Source organism: Janthinobacterium sp. 75, assembly GCF_004365495.1.
GTDB lineage: Bacteria > Pseudomonadota > Gammaproteobacteria > Burkholderiales > Burkholderiaceae_D > Janthinobacterium.
This window is the reverse complement of record NZ_SORD01000001.1, coordinates 2,973,451-2,992,646: the sequence shown is the minus strand read 5'-3', so window position 1 is coordinate 2,992,646 and position 19,196 is coordinate 2,973,451. Positions and strand designations below refer to the sequence as shown.

The following is a 19,196-nucleotide window of genomic DNA, read 5'->3' as shown; positions in this document are numbered from 1 at the left end:
GCATTCATGCTTCACGCCTCCACGGCAAGGATGGGGATCACGGTGCTGCGGCGTTCGATGGGCGTGGCAGGCCGGATCTGGCCCCGCTCTTCCACGAACACCACGTTTTCATCGTTTTTCTCGCTATTGACGAAGTGGCGGAAACGCTGGCGCACGGCGGGGTTGGAGATGGCTTCCTGCCACTCGCAGGCATAGGTGTCGACCACGTGCTGCATGTCCGCTTCCAGCTCGTGGGCGATGCCCAGGCTGTCGTCGATGACGACGCGCTTGAGGTAATCGAGTCCCCCTTCCAGGTTGTCGCGCCACACGCTGGTGCGCTGCAGGCGGTCGGCCGTGCGCACGTAAAACATCAAAAAGCGGTCGACATAGCGCACCAGGGTGGCTTCATCGAGATCGGACGCCAGCAATTCCGCGTGGCGCGGCTTCATGCCGCCATTGCCGCACACGTACAGGTTCCAGCCTTTTTCCGTGGCGATCAGGCCGATATCCTTGCCCTGCGCCTCGGCGCATTCGCGCGTGCAGCCGGAGACGCCGAACTTGATCTTGTGCGGCGTGCGCAAGCCCTTGTAGCGGTTTTCCAGGCGGATGGCGAAACCCACGCTGTCGGCCACGCCGTAGCGGCACCAGGTGGAACCGACGCACGATTTGACCGTGCGCAAAGATTTGCCATAGGCGTGGCCCGATTCGAAGCCGGCCGCGATCAATTCTTCCCAGATGGCGGGCAACTGGTCCACGCGGGCACCGAACAGGTCGACCCGCTGGCCGCCCGTGATCTTGGTGTACAGGCCGTATTTCTTCGCCACCATGCCCACGGCGATCAAGCCGTCGGCCGTCACTTCGCCGCCCGGCATGCGCGGCACCACCGAGTACGTGCCATCCTTCTGGATATTGCCAAGGAAATAATCGTTACTATCCTGCAGGCTGGCGTGCACAGGCGAGAGGACGAAATCGTTCCAGCAAGACGCGAGGATATTCGCCGCCACGGGCTTGCACACGTCGCAACCGAGACCCTGTCCATGCGCGGACAGCAGCGCGCCGAAGCTGCGGATTTTGCCCACGCGCACCAGGTGGTGCAATTCCTGGCGCGAGTACGCAAAGTGCTCGCACACGTGGTTGTTGACGGCCAGGCCCTGCTTCTGCATTTCCGCCTTCATGATCTGCGTTACCAGTGGCACGCAGCCGCCGCAGGCCGTTCCCGCCTTGGTGCAGCTTTTGAGGGCGCCGATACTGGTGGCACCCTCGGCGACGGCCGCGCACAGCGCGCCTTTCGAGACGTCATTGCACGAGCAGATTTGCGCCGACTCGGGCAAGGCGTCCACGCCCAGTCCCACCTTTTGCTGACCGTCGGCCTGCGGCAGGATCAGGAATTCGGGGCATTCCGGCAGCTCGATTTTATTCAGCATCATTTGCAGGAGCGTGCCGTATTCGCTGGCGTCGCCCACCATCACGCCACCCAGCAGGTATTTGCCGCAATCGGAGACGACGATCTTCTTGTAGATCTGCTTGCGCTCGTCCGTGAACTGGTAGGAGCGGCTGCCTGGCGCATTGCCATGCGGGTCGCCCAGGCTGGCCACGTCCACGCCCATCAACTTGAGCTTGGTGCTCATGTCGGCGCCCTTGAACGCGGCTTCTCCCTCTTCCTGCAACACATGGCGCGCGCAAATGCGCGCCATGTCATAGCCGGGCGCCACCAGGCCAAAGATCAAGCCGCCCCACAGCGCACATTCGCCGATGGCGTAGATATCCGGATCGGACGTGACGCAGCTGTCGTCGATGGCGATGCCGCCGCGTGCTCCCACGTCCAGGCCGCAGGCGCGCGCCAGTTCGTCACGGGGGCGGATGCCGGCCGAAAAGACGATCATGTCCGCTTCCAGGTAACTGCCATCGGCAAACTGCATGCGGTGCATGGCCGCTACACCGTCGACGATGGCCAGGGTATTCTTTTGCGTGTGCACGGTAACGCCCAGTTCCTCGATCTTGCGGCGCAGGACGCGCGCGCCGCCTTCATCGACCTGCACGGCCATCAGGCGCGGGGCGAATTCCACCACGTGAGTATCGAGCTTCAAATCGCGCAAGGCCTTCGCGCATTCGAGGCCCAGCAGCCCTCCGCCGATGACCACGCCCGTGGTGGACTTGGCGCCCCAGGCCAGCATGGCTTCCAGGTCTTCGATGGTGCGATAGACGAAGCAGCCATCGCGCTCCTTGCCCGGCAGCGGCGGCACGAAAGGCGTGGAGCCGGTGGCGAACACCAGTTTGTCGTAGCGCAATACCTCGCCCGTGCTGGTCGTGACGCTCTTCGCCAAGCGGTCGATGGAGATGGCCCGCGCATTGAGCTTCAACACGACGTTGTCCTTGTCGAAGAAACCGGGCGCCACCAGCGACAGCTCTTCCGCCGATTTGCCGCTGAAAAATTCGGACAGGTGCACGCGGTCGTAGGCGGGACGCGCTTCTTCGCACAAGACCGTGACGTGCAGGTGCGGGGCGTTTTCCAATGCCAGGCATTCGAGGAACTTATGCCCGACCATGCCATGGCCGAGAACGACGATCTTCAAAGGGTGGTTCATGCTTGCTCTCCTCAGGCCGCAGCCATGTTCGGTTCCGCCGCCAGCCCCGTAAATCGGGCGGCGATGGCGCACAGGGCCGAGATCACCACCAGCGCGCTGAGGATGATCAGGGTCTGGCGGATGTCGCCCGTGCCCTTCATCAGAAAACCGGCCGCCACGGCGCCCACATTGCCGCCTGCGCCGATGATGCCGGCCACGCCGCCGAGCGCACGGCTATCGATGAAGGGCACCAGCGCGTAGGTGGCGCCGCAAGCCATGTGGGTGAACAGGCCGAAGACCAGCATGGCGATAACGGCGTACGTGACGCTGTCGACTTTCGCAAACCACAGCAAGCCCACGCCTTCGCCTATCATCAGCATGAACAGCAGGGTCACGCGGCTGTTCAGGTTGCCGCGCAGGGCCAATTTATCGGACATCCAGCCACCCAGGGCACGGGCAAACAGGGCCAGCAAGCCGAAGCTGCCGGCGGCCAGGCCTGCGGATTTCAACGACAGGCCGAAATGGTCGACGTAGTACACGGCGGCGATGTTGTGGATGAAAATCTCGATGCCGAAGCAGGCGCCATAGGTGACGAACAGCAGCCACACGCGGTAGTTGGAACTGGCGGCCTTGAAGCTGTCCCAGCCCCCGCTTTTGCCACCACCTTTGCCACCCTCGATGGCCGCGCCAGCCTTGCGCAAGTCTGAATAATTTCCTTCCGGGCAATCCTGCGTATAGCGCCAGTAGAGGACAGCCATCAGCAGCATCAGCACGCCCGGCACCAGCAGGGCGATGCGCCAGCCCAGCGACTCGGACACGCCCAGCATCAGCACGGCGCCGAGCAGCAGCGGCATCAGCGCCTGCGCCGCGCCGCCGCCCGCATTGCCCCAGCCGGCGGCGGCCGCATTCGCCGTCCCCACCACGCGGGGCGCAAACATCACGGAGGTGTGATATTGCGTGATGACAAAGCTGGCACCGACGGCGCCGATGCCCAGGCGGAAAAACAGAAAGCTTTCATAACTTTGCGAAGCGGCCACGCCCAGCACGGGAATGGCGCCCAGCAACAGCAAGCCCGTGTACGTCTTGCGCGGGCCGTAGCGGTCGCACAATGGTCCCACGATCAGGCGCACGAGGATGGTGATGGCGACGGCCGCGATATTGATATTGGCCACTTGCGCCAAGGAAAGGCCGAACTCGCCCTTGATGACCGGCATTAGCGGTGCGCAGGCGAACCAGGCGAAGAAACACACGAAAAATGCCATCCACGTCAGGTGGAATGCCCGCATGGGCGGGGTGGCGAGGGAGAAGAGCGCGATGCGCGTTGCTTTTTGGCTGGCCATGTCAGGTTCCCGAAATATCCCGTTGATAAAACAAAACGGCGCCCGCCCCCGCCGATGATAAAAATCAGCCTGGGCGGACGCCGTTGTCCATGTGGTCCCACGTTGGACCGTTGTGCGTTTATTCAGGGGATCGCCGTTGATCCGTATCTCTTGTGTAGCAAGCGCCGTGCCAGCTTCTCCAGGGGCATGCGGCGCCATTGACACCTGCTTTGCGCCAGATCATGGTGCCTCATGGTGCAAGCACGCCACTTGCTGGTGCATGCGGGAACCAACGATGGCATATCTTATCTAAACTACATTTGAAGCAGTAGCGGGAGACTACAATGGTCAAGACCCTGCAATGCCGATTTTGGCCACCTTGGCCGCCCTGGCCGCCATGGCTCGCTTGCATGTGCGCTGGCGTGTTGCTCCTTACATGGAGCAACACTGCTGCCGCGCACGAGCCTAAGGAACACAGCGAACTCGACGCCACCGTCGTCGCACACTTCCGCGCCGCAGCCGGTGCGCGGACAAGCCCGGCGCACACATTTATCGTGTGGCTTGCTTATCCCGACGAGGGCCGCACCCATGCGGTGCGCTGGACATTGACGCTGTCCGGCCCCTTCCCGCAAGGCGCCATGCAGAGGCGCTGGTCAGGCACACAAGAGGTGGGCGCTGGCGGCCAGAACGTCACCCTGCCCTGGGATGGCCGCGCCGACGCCGATGCGCGCGAACGGCGCGCGCGGGTTCCTGACGGCTTGTACCAGCTGCGCCTGCTGGCCGTGGCGGACGCCGGCACGCCGCAGCAGACGCAGGTGGAGCAGCAATGGCACATCCAGCTGCTGCGGGGGCGTGGCACGGCGCCCAGGGTGCCCGCCTTCCAGGCCGCCCAGCAACAACTGCCCGGCCTGGATGGCCAGGTGGACTACCGCATCGTCTACGCCAACCTGCACAGCCAGACGCGCCACAGCGACGGCGGCGCGGCGCTCGATGCCTGCCATGGCGCACAAGCCCCGCAAACGGCGCCCTACGGTCCCATCGATGCCTACCAATATGCGCAGCAACATGGGCTAGACGCGCTGCTGACGTCCGAGCACAACCATATGTATGACGGTTCTGACGGCACGAATGGCGCTGCCACCGCTGCCGAAGCGACAGCTCTGTACCAGACGGGGCTGGCCGAAGCGGCCGCCTACACGGCTGCCCACCCCGGCTTCCTCGCCCTGTACGGCATGGAATGGGGCGTCATCAACAAGGGCGGCCACCTGAATATCTTCAATAGCGAGCAGTTGCTGGGCTGGGAAAGAAATGCCGGCGGCGAACTGCTGGCCGACGTGGAAACGCCGAAGGGCGATTATGCGGGCCTGTACGCGCTGACGCGCGAACGGGGCTGGATAGCCCAATTCAACCACCCTGCCTATGCGGGCCAGTTTCTCGTCAACGGCCAGCCGCTGGGCTACACGCCGGACGGCGACGCGGCCATGGTGCTGTGCGAAGTGATGAATACCTCCGCCTTTTCCAGCAACGACCAGGAATCGGAGACGCGGCGCAGCAATTACGAGGCCGCTTGCAACCGGGCCCTGGCGGCCGGCTACCACGTGGCCTTCAGCAGCAATCAGGACAACCACTGCGCCAACTGGGGCGCGTCGTATGGCAACCGTACGGCCGTGCTGGTGGCCAGCCCGGCTGCCGGCATGCCCTTGACACGCGACAGTTTCCTGGAGGCACTGCGCGCGCGCCGCGTCTTCGCCACCATGGACAAGCACGCACAGCTGCTGTTCACGGCCAACGGAAAGCTGATGGGCGAGCGCTTCGACAACCATGGCCCGCTGCACCTGGCCACCCATTTCAGCAACAGCGCGGGGCGGCAAGCGGCGGCCATCGCCATCTTGCACGGCGTGCCGGGCGGCAATGGGTCCGTCACCCAACTGTCGGACCAGGCTGACATCACCTTCACGCCCGCGCCCGGCCCGCATTTCTATTACGCGCGGCTGACGCAGGATGACGGCAACATCATCTGGTCCGCGCCCGTGTGGGTGAATCAGTTGCCGTGAAGGGAGCTTAGCGTGGCGGCAGAAATTCCCGCGTGTCTGGCTGCAGCGGCGCCTGCTGCGCCATCAATTCGACGACCCAATCAATAAATACGCGCAGCTTCTTGCTGACATGGCGGTTGGGCGGATATGCCAGGTACAAGGGCATGGGATCGATCTGCCAGTCCCCGAACAAGGGAATCAGGGCCCCTGCCGCCACATGCGCCCTGGCCATGTAATCCGGTAGCCACAACGCGCCCAGGCCCGCCAGCCCCGCCGCCAGATAGCCATTGCCATCGTCAATCGACAGCGCATACTGGCCCTGGATCGTCACGCTCCTGCCATCGTGCCGCAGCACAGTGGAAAAGCCGTTGCCGCCACGCCCCCAGCGAAAGCGAACGATACGGTGCCGTGCCTCTTCCAGTTCCTGTGGATGGCTGGGCGTGCCTGCGCGCGCCAGGTAGCCTGGCGCGGCGTACACGGCCAGTTGCAAGTCGCCGATCTTGCGCGCCATCAAAGACTGGTCGCGCATCTCGCCGCCACGAATGACGCAATCGACATTGTCGCCAATGACATCGACCATGCGGTCGCTGGCGCCCATATCCAGCTGGATGTCCGGATAACGCGCGTAAAATTGCGGCAGCGCCGGCACCAGCAGCAGGCTGGCGAGCGGGCTGGGCACATCCACCCGCAACTGGCCACGGGGTAGCGCCGCAGCGCCGGGCAAGCTGGCTTCAATGTCGTCCAGGCTGGCCAGCACGGGCACGATGCGTTCGTAATACTCGGCACCATCGGCCGTGACATTGACCTTGCGCGTCGTACGGTTGAGCAACTTCAGGCGCAAACGGGCCTCCAGCTGCTGCACCAGCTGCGTCACGCTGGTACGACTCATGTGCAAGGTGTCGGCCGCCTTGGTGAAGCTGCCCGTCTCGACCACCCGCACGAACGCCCGCATCGTATCCAACTTGTCCATCGCCACCTCCCCATACCGATTATTTGGATTATACAAACAGTCTTGGGGTAGTTTGCCCCTTTATCTGCGCGCCGGGCGTGGCTAAAGTTCTGTCCAGGCCGCCGTTGGGCGGCATCACCAAAGGAGCATGCCATGAACAATGCAATGATCACCCGCGACGTCGTCTTTCCACCTGGTCGCCAGGCGCTGTATGAAAAAAACCGCTATTCCCCCGCCGTGCGGTCCAACGGCTTGCTGTTCGTCTCCGGCCAGGTGGGCAGCCGCGCCGATGGCTCGCCAGAACCGGAACTGGAAGCGCAAGTCAGGCTGGCCTTCGACAACCTCAACGCCATCCTGCAGGCCGCCCATTGCACCTTCGACGACGTGGTCGACGTGACCCTCTTCCTGGTCGAACCGGAAGCGACATTCCAGCGCATCTGGGACATTGTGCTGGCCGAGTACTGGGGCGATGCACCCCACCCCACCGTCACGGCCATGGGGGTGACGTGGCTGTACGGCTTCCAGTTTGAGATCAAGGTGGTGGCAAAGTTGCCAGCGTAGTACTTCCCAGGAAGCACGAAATTAAAACCCGTAGACACCGCCCAATGACGCAGAAAATATGGCCAACAGGATTCAAATAAAATATTATATGAAACACATGCCAAGTCTATCGTAATAGCGATACCACACTGGTTCCTCACAGCAATCCATGGCACCATGAACGCGCCGTTTTGCCTGCAACGCGGCCTCCATCGGACCAACCAGGAACCCTTTATGTCGTCATATCGCACCTTTGCCAGCAGCATGCTGCTCGGCCTGGCCGCAGCGGGCATCGCCCATGCACAAGCACCCGCACCCGCCGCGTCCACTTCTCCGGCCGATCCCCACCTGTGGCTGGAAGAAGTCCTCGGCGACAAGCCGCTGGCCTGGGTCAAGCAGCACAATGCCGTCACCACCAAAGAATTGGAAGCCCGGCCCGGCTTCCCGGCCCTGCAGGCGCGCCTGAAAACCATCCTCAATTCGAAGGAACGCATTCCCTACGTCAGCAAGGAAGGCGAGTTTTACTACAATTTCTGGCGCGACGCCCAGCATGTGCGCGGCATTTGGCGCCGCACCACCCTGGCGCAATACCAGCAGGCCGAACCGACCTGGGAAACCATAATCGACCTCGACCAGCTGGCCGCCGGCGAAAATGAAAACTGGGTCTGGGGCGGCGCTTCCTGCCTGTATCCGAAGGGCGAACGCTGCCTCATTTCCCTGTCGCGCGGCGGCGGCGATGCCAAGGTGGTGCGTGAATACGACGTGGCGAAACGCACCTTTGTCGACGGCGGCTTCATCCTGCCGGAAGCGAAGGGCAGCGCCAGCTGGATCGACCAGGATACCCTGTTCGTCTCCACCGATTTCGGCCCAGGCACGATGACCAGCTCCGGCTACCCGCGCATCATCAAAGAGTGGCAGCGCGGCACGCCGCTGGCGCAGGCGCAAACGCTGTACGAAGCCAAGGCCGACGATCTGAGCGCCGGCGCCTACAAGGACTTCACACCCGGCTACGAACACCAGTTCATCGAGCGGCAGATCGATTTCTACAGCGGCGAAATGTTCCTGCGCGACGGCGCCGACTTGAAGAAGGTGCCGAAACCGGACGACGCGACGGCATTCACCGTGCGCGACCAGCTGGTCATCACACTGCGCTCGGACTGGAAAGTGAACGGCAAGACCTATGTGCAAGGCTCCCTGCTGGCCACCGACTTCAAGGCCTTCATGCAGGGCAAGCAAGAGCTGGAAGTACTGTACGCGCCCACGGCCACGTCTTCGCTGGACAATGTCACGCCGACGAAATCAACCATCCTCGTGACAACCCTGGACAAGGTCAAGAACCGCCTGACGGAACTGCGCCACGTGAACGGCAAGTGGCAGCGCCGCGCCGTCGATGCGCCAAAACTGGGTACCCTGGCCGTCAGCGCGCTCGATCCCGTCGACTCGGACCAGTACTTCCTGACGGTGACGGACTTCCTCAACCCGACCACCCTGTATCTGGCCACGGCGCAAAGCGACAAGCGGACCAAAATCAAGTCGCTGCCCGCCTACTATGACGCGGCGCCGTACAAGGTGGAGCAGTTCGAATCGACGTCGAAGGATGGCACCAAGGTGCCGTATTTTGCCATCATGGGCAAGAAGACGAAGTTCAACGGCAGCAACCCTACCGTGCTGTATGGCTATGGCGGCTTCGAAGTGTCACTCAAACCTAGCTACAGCGGCACCACGGGCGTGGCGTGGCTGGAAAAGGGCGGCGTGTATGTGCTGGCGAATATCCGCGGCGGCGGCGAATTCGGCCCCCGCTGGCACCAGGCGGCGCTGAAGGAAAACCGCCAGCGCGCGTATGACGATTTCATCTCCGTGGCGCAAGATCTGATCAAGCGCAAGGTTACCAGTCCGCGCCACCTGGGCATCATGGGCGGCAGCAATGGCGGCCTGCTGACGGGCGCCGTGCTGGTGCAGCGCCCCGACCTGTTCAACGCCGTCGTCAGCCAGGTGCCGCTGCTCGACATGCGCCGCTATAACAAGCTACTGGCGGGCGCCTCGTGGATGGGAGAGTACGGCGACCCGGACGTGCCGGAACAATGGGCTTACATCAGCAAGTACTCGCCGTACCAGAACGTCTTCAAGGACAAGAAATATCCGCGCGTGCTGTTGACCACCTCGACGCGCGACGACCGGGTCCACCCCGGCCATGCGCGCAAGATGGTGGCGAAGATGGAAGAACAAGGCCACGACGTGCTGTACTGGGAAAACACGGAAGGCGGCCATGCGGGCGCCGCCAACAACGACCAGCAGGCGCTGATGTGGGCGCTGACCTACACCTTCCTGCTCGAGCAGCTGAAATAAAACGGGCCTGACGGCACCTGGCAAGACAGAACGCCTGCACCGGACTCCGGCGCAGGCGTTCTTTTTTTGGGGCGCTTACTTCAGCTGCGCGCTGGGACGTTCGGCGATGCGGTCGCGGTAGGCCTGCAAGTGCTGCAGCCCTTCCGCGCCCGGCCGATACTTCATCAGGCCCCGTGCGAATTCCAGCGCGCAAAAGGCCGTGATGTCGGCAATCGTGAAACGATCGCCGGCGATGTAGGGCTGGCTGGCCAGCACCTGGTCCAGCCATTGCGCCGTTTCGCGCAGCTTGCCCGCCTGCGCCGTGGCGAAATCGGGAAACTGCGGGTTTTCCAGCGCCACCAGGGCCGGATGGCCGTGGCGCACCCAGTTGGCGGCGGCGCTGAACAAATGCAATTCCACGCGGCGGTCGGCCATTTCAATGAAGGCGCGCTCCTCGAAACCCTCGCCCATCAAATTGGGCTGCGGCTGCAAACCTTCCAGGTAGGTGCAGATGGCGCGCGTCTCGGTCAAAACGCGCCCGTCCGCCAATTCCAGCACGGGCACGCGGCCCAGCGGGTTTTTCGCCAGGAAGGCGGGATCGCGGTGCTGGCCCGCCATCAGGTCGAGCGCCACTTCCTCGATGCCGGTGATGCCCTTCTCGGCGATGAACATGGTGACGCGGCGTGGATTGGGCGTGCGGGGGCTGATAATCAGTTTCATGGGCGTGGGTCTCGTCTCGTTGTGGTGGAAAATCAGCTGTGGGACTGGCCTGTGGCAGTACGGCCAGTCACCCATCATACCAGCGTGCGGCAGGCAAGTGCCGCCCCGGGCGCGTTGACTTTGCCCCCGTTTCGCCTTAGATTGCTGCAGGGGAACGCTGGCCGCCAGTTCCAGCGATGTCCCCCACACGTCATCAACGCCCGCGGCCTACCCGGCTGGCGGGCGTTTTATCCATGAACCAAGGGCATACCATGCACCGTACACCGACACCGCGTTTCCGCCGCAGCCAACTGGCCGCAGCCGTCCTGGCACTGGCTGCCGTCACCGCCTTCAACCCGGGCCACGCCGCACCCGCCGCCAAATACGCCTCGGCCAGCCACGCCGCCACGACCACCACGCAGCTGCCGCGCGGCGTCAGGCCTTTGCACTACATTGTGTCGATCACCCCGGACGCCGCCGCCGCCACCTTCAAGGGCGAAGCGGCCATCAAGGTGGCCGTCGACACGCCAACAAGCAGCATCACCTTCAATGCCTTGAACCTGGCGTTTGCCGCCGCCGCCATCGAAGGCGCGGGCGGCAGCAAGCAGGTAACGCGCAAGATCGAGTTCGATGCGGACAAGCAGACGGCCACGGTGCACTTTGCCGAGCCCGTGGACAAGGGCGAGTACCTGTTGCGCATCGATTACAGCGGCAAGATCGGCACGCAGGCCACGGGCCTGTTCTCGCTCGACTACGACACGCCGCAAGGGCGCCAGCGCGCGCTGTACACGCAGTTCGAGAATTCCGATGCGCGCAGCATGCTGCCGTCATGGGATGAACCGGACTACAAGGCCACCTTCGCGCTGGACGTGGTCGTGCCGAGCAATCAGATGGCCGTCGGCAACATGCCCATTGCCCGCAGCGAGGAGCTGGGCTATGGCATGAAGCACGTGTACTTCGCCACCACCCCGCGCATGTCGACCTATCTGCTGTTCTTCGGCCTGGGCGACTTCGAACGGGCGACAAAGATGGCCGACGGCACGGAAGTGGGCGTCATCACGAAAAAGGGCGCGCTGGCGCAAAGCCGCTTCGCGCTCGACGAATCAGCCGCCCTGCTGCGCGAATACAACGATTACTTCGGCGTGCGCTACCCGCTGCCCAAGCTCGACAACATCGCCGCGCCGGGCCGCAGCCAGTTCTTCGGCGCCATGGAAAACTGGGGTGCCGTGTTCACCTTCGAATATGGCCTGCTGCTCGACCCGGCCATCTCGACCCAGTCCGACAAGGAAAACATCTACACCACCCTGTCGCATGAAATGGCGCACCAGTGGTTCGGCGACCTGGTCACCATGCGCTGGTGGGACGACCTGTGGCTCAACGAAGGCTTTGCCTCGTGGATGGAAAGCCGCACCACGGAACGCCTGCACCCTGAGTGGAACACGGCCCTGTCCAACGTGGGCGGGCGCGAATCGGCCATGAGCCAGGACGCGCTACGCACCACGCATCCCGTGGTGCAGCGCATCGCCACCGTGGAGCAAGCCAGCCAGGCCTTCGACGGCATCACCTATCAAAAAGGCGAAGCGGTGATACGCATGCTTGAAGCGTACGTGGGCGCCGACACCTGGCGCACGGCCGTGCGCAGCTACATGCGCAAGCATGCGTATGGCAATACGGTGTCGGACGACCTGTGGCGCGAAGTCGATGCGGCCGCCGGCAAGCCTGTCAGCGCCATCGCCCATGATTTCACCCTGCAGCCGGGCGTGCCGATGATCACGGTGGGCCAAGCCGTGTGCAGGAAGGGCAGCACGCGCGTGACCCTCACGCAGACGGAATTTTCCAAGGACCAGCCGGACAAGAAGCCGCTGTCGTGGAAAGTGCCGGTGATCGCCTCGACGGTCGGCAGTCACAAGCAGGCGCGCGTGCTGGTCAAGAATGGCAAGGCGACATTGAACGTGCCCGGTTGCGGCGCCCTGCTGGTAAACGCGGGCCAGAGCGGCTACTACCGCACCGTGTACGCGCCCGCCAACACGCGCGCGCTGGCGCGCAGCTTTGCGCGCCTGGCACCCATCGATCAACTGGGCTTGCTGTCGGACAGCCAGTCGCTGGGCCTGTCGGGCGCGCAAAACCTGGCCGACTTCCTGGAACTGGTAAAAGCGACGCCCCTGTCGGCAGATCCGCAAGTGCTGGGCAAGGTGGCCGCCTCGCTGAACGGCCTGTATGAACAATATGCGGGCGATGCCGTGCGCCAGCAAGCCTTCGGCCGCTTTGCCATCGCCCGCCTGGCGCCGATGATGGCGCAGACGGGCTGGGAAGCGCGCGCAGGCGAAGCGTCCAGCGTGGCGACCCTGCGCGGACGCCTGATTGCCATCCTCGGCGACATGGGCGAGCCCGGCGTGCTGCAAGAGGCGCGCCGCCGCTACGCGGCCAGCGAACAGGCCGGTGAGCAAAATGCCGCCGCCATGCCCGCGCCGCTGCGCCGCACCATCCTGGGCGTGGTGGCCCAGCATGCGGACGCCGCCACTTGGGAACAGCTGCACGCCAAGGCGCAGCAGGAAAAGACGCCGCTGGTCAAAAACCAGCTGTACGACCTGCTGGCCTCCAGCGATGATCCTGCCCTGGCACAGCGCGCGCTGACACTGGCGCTGACGGACGAACCGGGCGTGACCAACAGCCCCGCCATGATCTCGCGCGTGGCGCGCACGCATCCGGATCTGGCCTTCGACTTTGCGCTGGCGCACCTGGAACAAGTCAATGCGCGCATCGACGCCAGTTCGCGCAGCCGCTACTTCCCACGCCTGGCCGCCGGCTCGGCGCAGCCGGAGATGATCGCCAAGCTGAAGGCGTACGCGCAAGCCAACCTGCCCGAAGGCGCGCGCGGCGACGCCGACAGTTCCGTGGCTGGCATCGAGTACCGCATCAAGCTGCGTGCAGAACGGCTGCCAGCGGTCGATGCATGGCTGGCGAAACAGGCGGGCTAAGTGGAATTGCCGGCACTACGGCGCCGGGAACGGATGAAAACGCAGGCAAAAAAAACCGGCTTCGCAAAGTGCGGTAGCCGGTTGAAACGCTGTTTCAGAGCGCAGGGATAAACTGGGAAAAACAAGAAAGCGGAAATCGTGCCGGTCATTGAGGTGTCCGGCAACCCTGCGCCCGGGGTTTCCGTGCGCCATGACTCCACTATGCCAGCCCTTCGTTGAGACAGGCTTAGGACTTCATTAAATTCCCGCCCCATCCCTTCATTTCCCCTGCTCCGCCCTGCGATCATTACTATAAAATAAGTTTTACGTGTCTGGTGCCGATGGTTGAGCTCACCGGCTAAGCTGTTGAGTCATGCCTGCATCCTATCGCTCCCGGAACGTAGTGATCTGCGCACCGCATGCTGTGTGCCAACGAAAGCATCATAACAGCGGCATATGACGGCTGTATGACGCAGCGCTCACATTGCACGCGCGCCGACGCGCAGATCGCGTACTATTCCCCCATCGCCCCAGCCCCTTGCGCCCATGCCCAGCCAGAAACACCGCCTGCCGTCCGCCATATGCACCACTTTTCTGCTTGCATGCGCCGTGCTGGCGGCCTGCACGCCCTTGCCTCCCGCTCCTGCCCAGGCACCTGCGCCGGCCGCCCCTGCCGCCATGCCCGCGCCCGCGTGGCAACAGCCGGGCATGCGCGTCCTGCATATCGTCCCGCAGGAATCCCTGCTGACCATCACCGTGCGGCGCGGCGGCGCGCTGGCCCGCCTGGGGCATGACCATGTGATCGCCAGCCGCACCCTGCAAGGCGTGGTGGCACCTGCGCCGGGACGCGCACAATTCCAGTTCCGGCTGGACGAGATGAGCGTGGATGAAGAGAGCTTGCGCCAGGCGGCCGGCCTGACAACGACGCCGTCGGCGGACGCCGTCGCCGGCACGCGCCACAATATGCTGGTGCGCGTGCTCGACGCCGAGCGATATCCGTGGGTGCGTATCGAGGCCCGCCGCACGGGCGACAAGGAGGTGCTCGACGCCGACATCACCCTGCATGGGGTGACGCGCACAGTGCAGCTGCCCGTGCGGGTGGCGGAAGCGGCCGATGGGCGCGGCTTGCAGGCCAGTGGCAGCCTGCTGCTGAAACAGAGCGACTTCGGCATCGTGCCGTTCGCCGTCCTGGGCGGCGCCATGGCCGTGCAGGATCAGATGGAACTGGCGTTCCGCATCACCGCCCGGCAGGAAGTCAGCGCGCCAGGATCAGGCGCAGGCCCAGGCCGATGAAAATGGTGCCGGCCACGCGGTCCAGCCACAGGCCGGCGCGCGGGCGGCGGTTGAGCCAGAGGCCGACGGCGCCGGAAAAATAGCCGAGCAGGCCGAACAGCACGCAAGCTTGCGCCGTGAAGACCAGGCCCAGCTGCGCCGTCTGCCAGCTGGCATTGCCCTGGCCTGCGACAATGAATTGCGGCAAGAACGAGAGGAAAAACAGCACGACTTTCGGATTGATACTGTTGGCGAACAAACCCTTGCCGAACAGGCGCAGCAGCGATTCGTCGGGCAAGACAGCCGCACCGTCGACTTTCGCGCCGCCACGGCTGCGCAAGGCGCCGATGCCCAGCCATACCAGGTAGAGGCCGCCAGCTACTTTCAGCGCGGTAAAGGCGATGGGCGAGGCGGCAAGCAGGGCCGACACGCCGACGGTCGCCAGCACCGTGTGCGTGAGGCAGCCAAGGGCGCAACCCAGGCCGAACGCCATGCCCTGGCGGCGCCCGCGCGACATGCCCACGCCCAGCACCATCAGGTTGTCGGGGCCGGGACTGGCGGTAATCAGGACGGCGGCGGCCAGGAAGGCCAGGAACTGGTCGGGACTGAGCATGGAGGTCTCGCGGGCAAAAGGCGCCATGATACCGGAGTGTGCGCCATGCCGGCAGGACATGAAATTGTCCTTATGCCACCGAGAGTCGATTAAAATGAGTCATCTACAGCAAACGGCATTGCCGCCAGTCCCGCGCGACCATCACCACACTCATCGATGCCAGCCCACCCGCCCCCATCCCGCCACCGCGCGCCCAGCTCCCGCGTCAGCGTCTGGCTATGCGGCTGGCCGCTCCTGATCGGCCTGCTGTTCGGTCTGCTGGGGCTGACGGGCGCGGCGCAGGCGGCATCCTTGTCCCTGAGCAAGCAAGGCATCCATCACCTGGGCAGCGGCGGGCAACTATTTCTCGCCGGAAATGACAGCGCGCCCGCCGATGCCGCCGCCCTGCCCGCCTGGCTGGCGCGCCAGCGCCCGGCCGACCAGGTCGACCTGTTCGGCGGCGCCTACTGGCTGCATGCGCAAGTGCGCAACGACAGCAGCGTAGCAGCCTGGGTCATCGACCCGAACGACACCCTGATCGACCTGGTCGACCTGTACGTGTATGGCCCCGGGCCGCACACGGCGCCGCAGACCTTGCTGACGGGCTACCAGCGCCCGCACGAGTATTTATTGCACTACGGCAGGAACGTGCAACTGGCGCCTGGCGCCACGTATGACATCCTGATCCGCTTTTCCAGTCCGTATTACGCGCGCGCCCCCCTGTTCGGCATGAAGACGCAGCAGGACTACCGCAAGCTGGTGGGCAAGGAAAACTTCCTGATGGTGGCGTCCATCGGCGCCCTGCTGGCGCTGGGCCTGTTTAATTTCTTCATCTTTTCCATCACCCTGGACAAAGCCTCGGCCTATTACGCGCTGTACGTGCTGACCTATGGCCTGGCCTGGGCCATGACCTTCCACGTCTTTGCCGACCTGTTCGACTGGCACCAGTTGCAGTTGCATTACGTGCCGTTTTTCCTGCTGCCCGTCTTCAGCACCCTGTTCTACATGCATTTCCTGCACCTGCGCGACTACTCGCTCCTGCTGTACCGCATCAGCAAGGTCAACCTGGTGCTGCCCCTGCTGCTGCTACCCAGCTGCTTCTTCGCCCTGTCGTATGCGCACACCCTGGCCACCATCGCCATCAGCATCTGGATGCTGCTGGCGCTCATCTGCGGCATCGTCGTCTGGTGCCGCGGCTACCAGCCGGCGCGCTTCTTCGTGCTGGCCTTCGTCGCCCTGATGCTGCCCGGCTTTCTGATCCTGCCGGCCAACCTGGGCCTGATGCCGGCCATGGTGGCCAATGCCCAGCTGGTAACCCTGCTTGGCGGCACCTTCGACGGCTTGCTGCTGGCGTTTGCCCTGGCCGACCAGATCCGTCTGCTGCGCAACAATCTGGAGCAACGCGTGCGGGAGCGGACGTTGGCGCTCACCCTCAGCAACGACGCCCTGCTGAAGGCCAAGGAGCACGCGGAAGTGGTCAGCCGCCACCGCATCGATTTCCTGTCGGCCATGAGCCACGACATCCGCACCCCGCTGGCCGGCGTGATCGGCATGCTGAAATTCGCCCTGCGCGACCAGTCCGTCAAAGGCCGCACGCAGGAATACCTGCGCATCGGCCTGCACAATGGCGTCTCCTTATTAACCATTCTCAACGATATCCTTGATTTCTCGAAGATCGACGCGGGCAAGCTGACCCTGGAAACCGTGGACTTCGACCTGCTGGCGCTGATCGGCGACGCGGCGGGCATCGTGCAGGGCCAGGCCGACGCCAAGAGCCTGCTGCTGCGCCGTGAACTGGCGCTGGACCTGCCCCGCTACGTGCGCGCCGATCCCACGCGATTGCGGCAAATCCTCATCAATCTGCTGGGGAACGCGCTGAAATTCACGGCGAATGGCGAAGTGCTGCTGGAAGTGCGGCGCGCCCGCACGCTGCCGCGCGGCGATGGCCGCAGCGGCATCGAATTCATCATCAGCGACACGGGCCCTGGCATCGATGCCGACACCTTGCCGCGTTTGTTCCAGAAATTCGAGCAAGCCGACCATTCCACCACGCGCCGCTACGGCGGTACGGGCCTGGGCCTGGCCATCTGCAAGGAACTGGTCGAACTGATGAATGGCACCATCGGCGTGGAAAGCCGGGTCGGCATCGGCTCGCGCTTCCATTTCACTTTGCCGCTGCAAGACGGCAGCGCGCCGGCGGCCGACGCGCGCCGGCCAGTACGCCAGGCGCGCCATGCCTGCCGCCTGCGCATCCTGTGCGCCGAAGACGTGCGCACCAACCAGATCATCATCGGCACCCTGCTGGAGGGCATGGGCCATGACGTCACCATCGTCGAAAACGGCGAGCAGGCGCTGCGCGCGCTGGGCACAGGCGCCTACGACTGCGTGCTGATGGATGGCCGCATGCCGCTGATGGATGGCGAACAGGCCGCGCGCCTGATCCGCGACGGCGGCAACGCGCAATTCCCCATTCCCGACGCGCACATCCCCATCCTCGCGCTGACGGCCAACGCCAGCGAACATGACCGGCAACGCTATCTGGCATCCGGCATGGACGACTTCCTCAGCAAGCCCGTCGACGAAGCGCTGCTGTTCGAGAAAATCGACGCCATCATCGACCTGCTGCTGGCGCGCGGCCATGCCCTGCCGCCGGCCGCGCCCACCGAGGACGAGACCCTGGCGCACCAGTTCGGCCTGGACGTCGCCGACGACGAACCATCCGCGCCGGCCGATCCCATGACGGCGCCCGTGCACATCCTTCCCCTGGCAGGCTTGTCGCCGCAGCACTTGCAGCGTATCGCGCAAGCGTTCCTGCTGGAAGCGCCGCGGCGCCTGGACCTGGCATGCCACGCCGTGCGCGATGGCAATGCCGGCGCGGCCGCGGCCGCCTTCCACGCCTTGAAAGGCAGCGCCGGCTACCTGAGCCGCCCCACCCTGCACAGCCTGTGCCACCAGATGGAAACCCTGGCCTCGAACGGCCAGCTCGATAACGTGGAGCAATTCCTGCCACAACTGCAGGCGGCGCTGGACGTGGCGCGACACGACCTGGAAGATCAGCCCGGAGCTTGAACCATCCAGCCACGCGATTGCAGCCACGCCAGCAACAGTTGCGGCCAGGCGGCCGGCTCGCTGCCCGGCTTGCCCAGGCCCCAGCCATGGCCGCCGCTCTGGAACTGGTGCAGCTCGACGGGTACGCCCGCGCGGCGCAGAGCCGCGGCCATCAGCACACTGTTCTCGGGGGGAGAAATGGGATCGTCCAGTGCCTGCGCCAGAAACACTGGTGGCGTGCGCGCATCGACTTGCAATTCAACCGACAGCGCGTCGCGCGCCGCCTGCGTCGGATGGGCGCCCAGCAACTGCTTCTTCGCATGCGTCGTGTCGTATGGCCGCTGCATGGTCAACACGGGGTAGAGCAGTACGGCAAAGTCGGGCCGCGCGGATAAGACGTCCATCGCGTCGACAGGCGCATACAGGGCGGCGTCGGGCTGCACGGCCGTCATGCCGGCCAGGTGGGCGCCAGCGGAAAACCCGAGCATGCCGATACGCGCAGGGTCAATCCCCCACTCTGCCGCGTGCGCACGGATCACGCGCATGGCGCGCTGGCCGTCCTGGAATGGCGCGGCCACCCCACCGCCCTCCTGCGGCAAGCGGTACACGAGTTCAAACGCCGTAATGCCCTGCGCCTGCAGCCAGCTGGCGGCCGGGGCGCTTTCCTTGCCCGCCTCGATATGCGCATAACCGCCGCCGCTGACCAGCAGGATGGCCAGGCCGTTCGGCTGCGCCGGGCGGTGCACGATCAGATACGGTTGTTCGACCTGCGTGAGGGAGCCCTTGGCACTATCGCGCTGCGGGCCGGGCGCCGCGCCACCGGGCGGCGCACCGGGCCACAACACAATGGCGCCAGCCGGCGCGGCGCTGGCATGCAGGTGGACAAGGACAAGACACAACAGCATCAGGCAGCGCATGG

12 protein-coding genes are annotated in these 19,196 nt (G+C 64.5%); 6 read left to right on the top strand and 6 right to left on the bottom strand.

Going from position 1 to position 19,196, the window contains the following annotated elements; translation table 11 throughout:
* Positions 1–11: 11 nt before the first annotated feature.
* Positions 12–2,564: a nitrite reductase large subunit NirB gene (nirB, locus tag C8C89_RS13625; protein ID WP_133990370.1), complete on the bottom strand. Its 2,553-nt coding sequence runs from the start codon at positions 2,562–2,564 to the stop codon at positions 12–14.
* Positions 2,565–2,575: 11 nt separating this feature from the next.
* The gene (locus C8C89_RS13620) at positions 2,576–3,883 is read right to left on the bottom strand and encodes an MFS transporter (RefSeq protein ID WP_133990368.1); all 1,308 of its coding nucleotides are present in this window, start codon (positions 3,881–3,883) and stop codon (positions 2,576–2,578) included.
* Between the two features lie 401 nt (positions 3,884–4,284).
* Here C8C89_RS13620 and C8C89_RS13615 point away from each other — a divergent pair, with 401 nt between their 5' ends.
* Complete coding sequence (locus tag C8C89_RS13615) at positions 4,285–5,916, top strand: CehA/McbA family metallohydrolase (RefSeq protein WP_243858006.1); 1,632 nt, start codon at positions 4,285–4,287, stop codon at positions 5,914–5,916.
* A 7-nt stretch (positions 5,917–5,923) separates the two neighbouring features.
* On the opposite strand, the gene C8C89_RS13610 is transcribed toward C8C89_RS13615, so the two are convergent.
* On the bottom strand, positions 5,924–6,865 hold the full coding sequence (locus C8C89_RS13610; RefSeq protein ID WP_133990364.1) for a LysR family transcriptional regulator: 942 nt from the start codon (positions 6,863–6,865) through the stop codon (positions 5,924–5,926).
* Positions 6,866–7,009: 144 nt separating this feature from the next.
* Here C8C89_RS13610 and C8C89_RS13605 point away from each other — a divergent pair, with 144 nt between their 5' ends.
* Both C8C89_RS13605 and C8C89_RS13600 read left to right on the top strand, forming a co-directional pair.
* Positions 7,010–7,405, top strand: coding sequence for a RidA family protein (locus C8C89_RS13605; RefSeq protein ID WP_133993363.1), 396 nt, complete (start codon positions 7,010–7,012; stop codon positions 7,403–7,405).
* A 213-nt stretch (positions 7,406–7,618) separates the two neighbouring features.
* Positions 7,619–9,730 (top strand): prolyl oligopeptidase family serine peptidase, encoded by a 2,112-nt coding sequence (locus tag C8C89_RS13600; protein ID WP_133990362.1) that lies wholly within the window; start codon positions 7,619–7,621, stop codon positions 9,728–9,730.
* Positions 9,731–9,805: 75 nt separating this feature from the next.
* Here C8C89_RS13600 and C8C89_RS13595 read toward each other — a convergent pair whose 3' ends face one another.
* Positions 9,806–10,429 carry a glutathione S-transferase family protein gene (locus C8C89_RS13595; RefSeq protein ID WP_101481916.1) on the bottom strand — a complete coding sequence of 208 codons (624 nt, stop codon included), beginning with the start codon at positions 10,427–10,429 and terminating at the stop codon, positions 9,806–9,808.
* 251 nt (positions 10,430–10,680) lie between these two features.
* On the opposite strand from C8C89_RS13595, the gene C8C89_RS13590 reads away from it, so the two are divergent.
* Both C8C89_RS13590 and C8C89_RS13585 read left to right on the top strand, forming a co-directional pair.
* Positions 10,681–13,386 carry a M1 family metallopeptidase gene (locus tag C8C89_RS13590; protein ID WP_133990360.1) on the top strand — a complete coding sequence of 902 codons (2,706 nt, stop codon included), beginning with the start codon at positions 10,681–10,683 and terminating at the stop codon, positions 13,384–13,386.
* Positions 13,387–13,911: 525 nt separating this feature from the next.
* Entirely contained in the window at positions 13,912–14,658 is a 747-nt protein-coding gene (locus C8C89_RS13585) for a YceI family protein (protein WP_243858005.1), read from the top strand.
* Here C8C89_RS13585 and C8C89_RS13580 read toward each other — a convergent pair.
* Entirely contained in the window at positions 14,621–15,250 is a 630-nt protein-coding gene (locus C8C89_RS13580) for a LysE family translocator (RefSeq protein WP_101484623.1), read from the bottom strand. The two genes, C8C89_RS13585 and C8C89_RS13580, sit on opposite strands and share 38 nt — an antisense overlap.
* A gap of 156 nt (positions 15,251–15,406) precedes the next feature.
* Between C8C89_RS13580 and C8C89_RS13575 the strand changes: the two genes are divergently transcribed.
* Complete coding sequence (locus C8C89_RS13575; protein ID WP_243858004.1) at positions 15,407–18,298, top strand: hybrid sensor histidine kinase/response regulator; 2,892 nt, start codon at positions 15,407–15,409, stop codon at positions 18,296–18,298.
* Here C8C89_RS13575 and C8C89_RS13570 read toward each other — a convergent pair.
* A complete protein-coding gene (locus C8C89_RS13570; protein WP_133990358.1) occupies positions 18,283–19,194 on the bottom strand; it encodes an alpha/beta hydrolase in 912 nt (303 codons plus the stop codon). The genes C8C89_RS13575 and C8C89_RS13570 overlap by 16 nt on opposite strands.
* Positions 19,195–19,196: the final 2 nt, after the last annotated feature.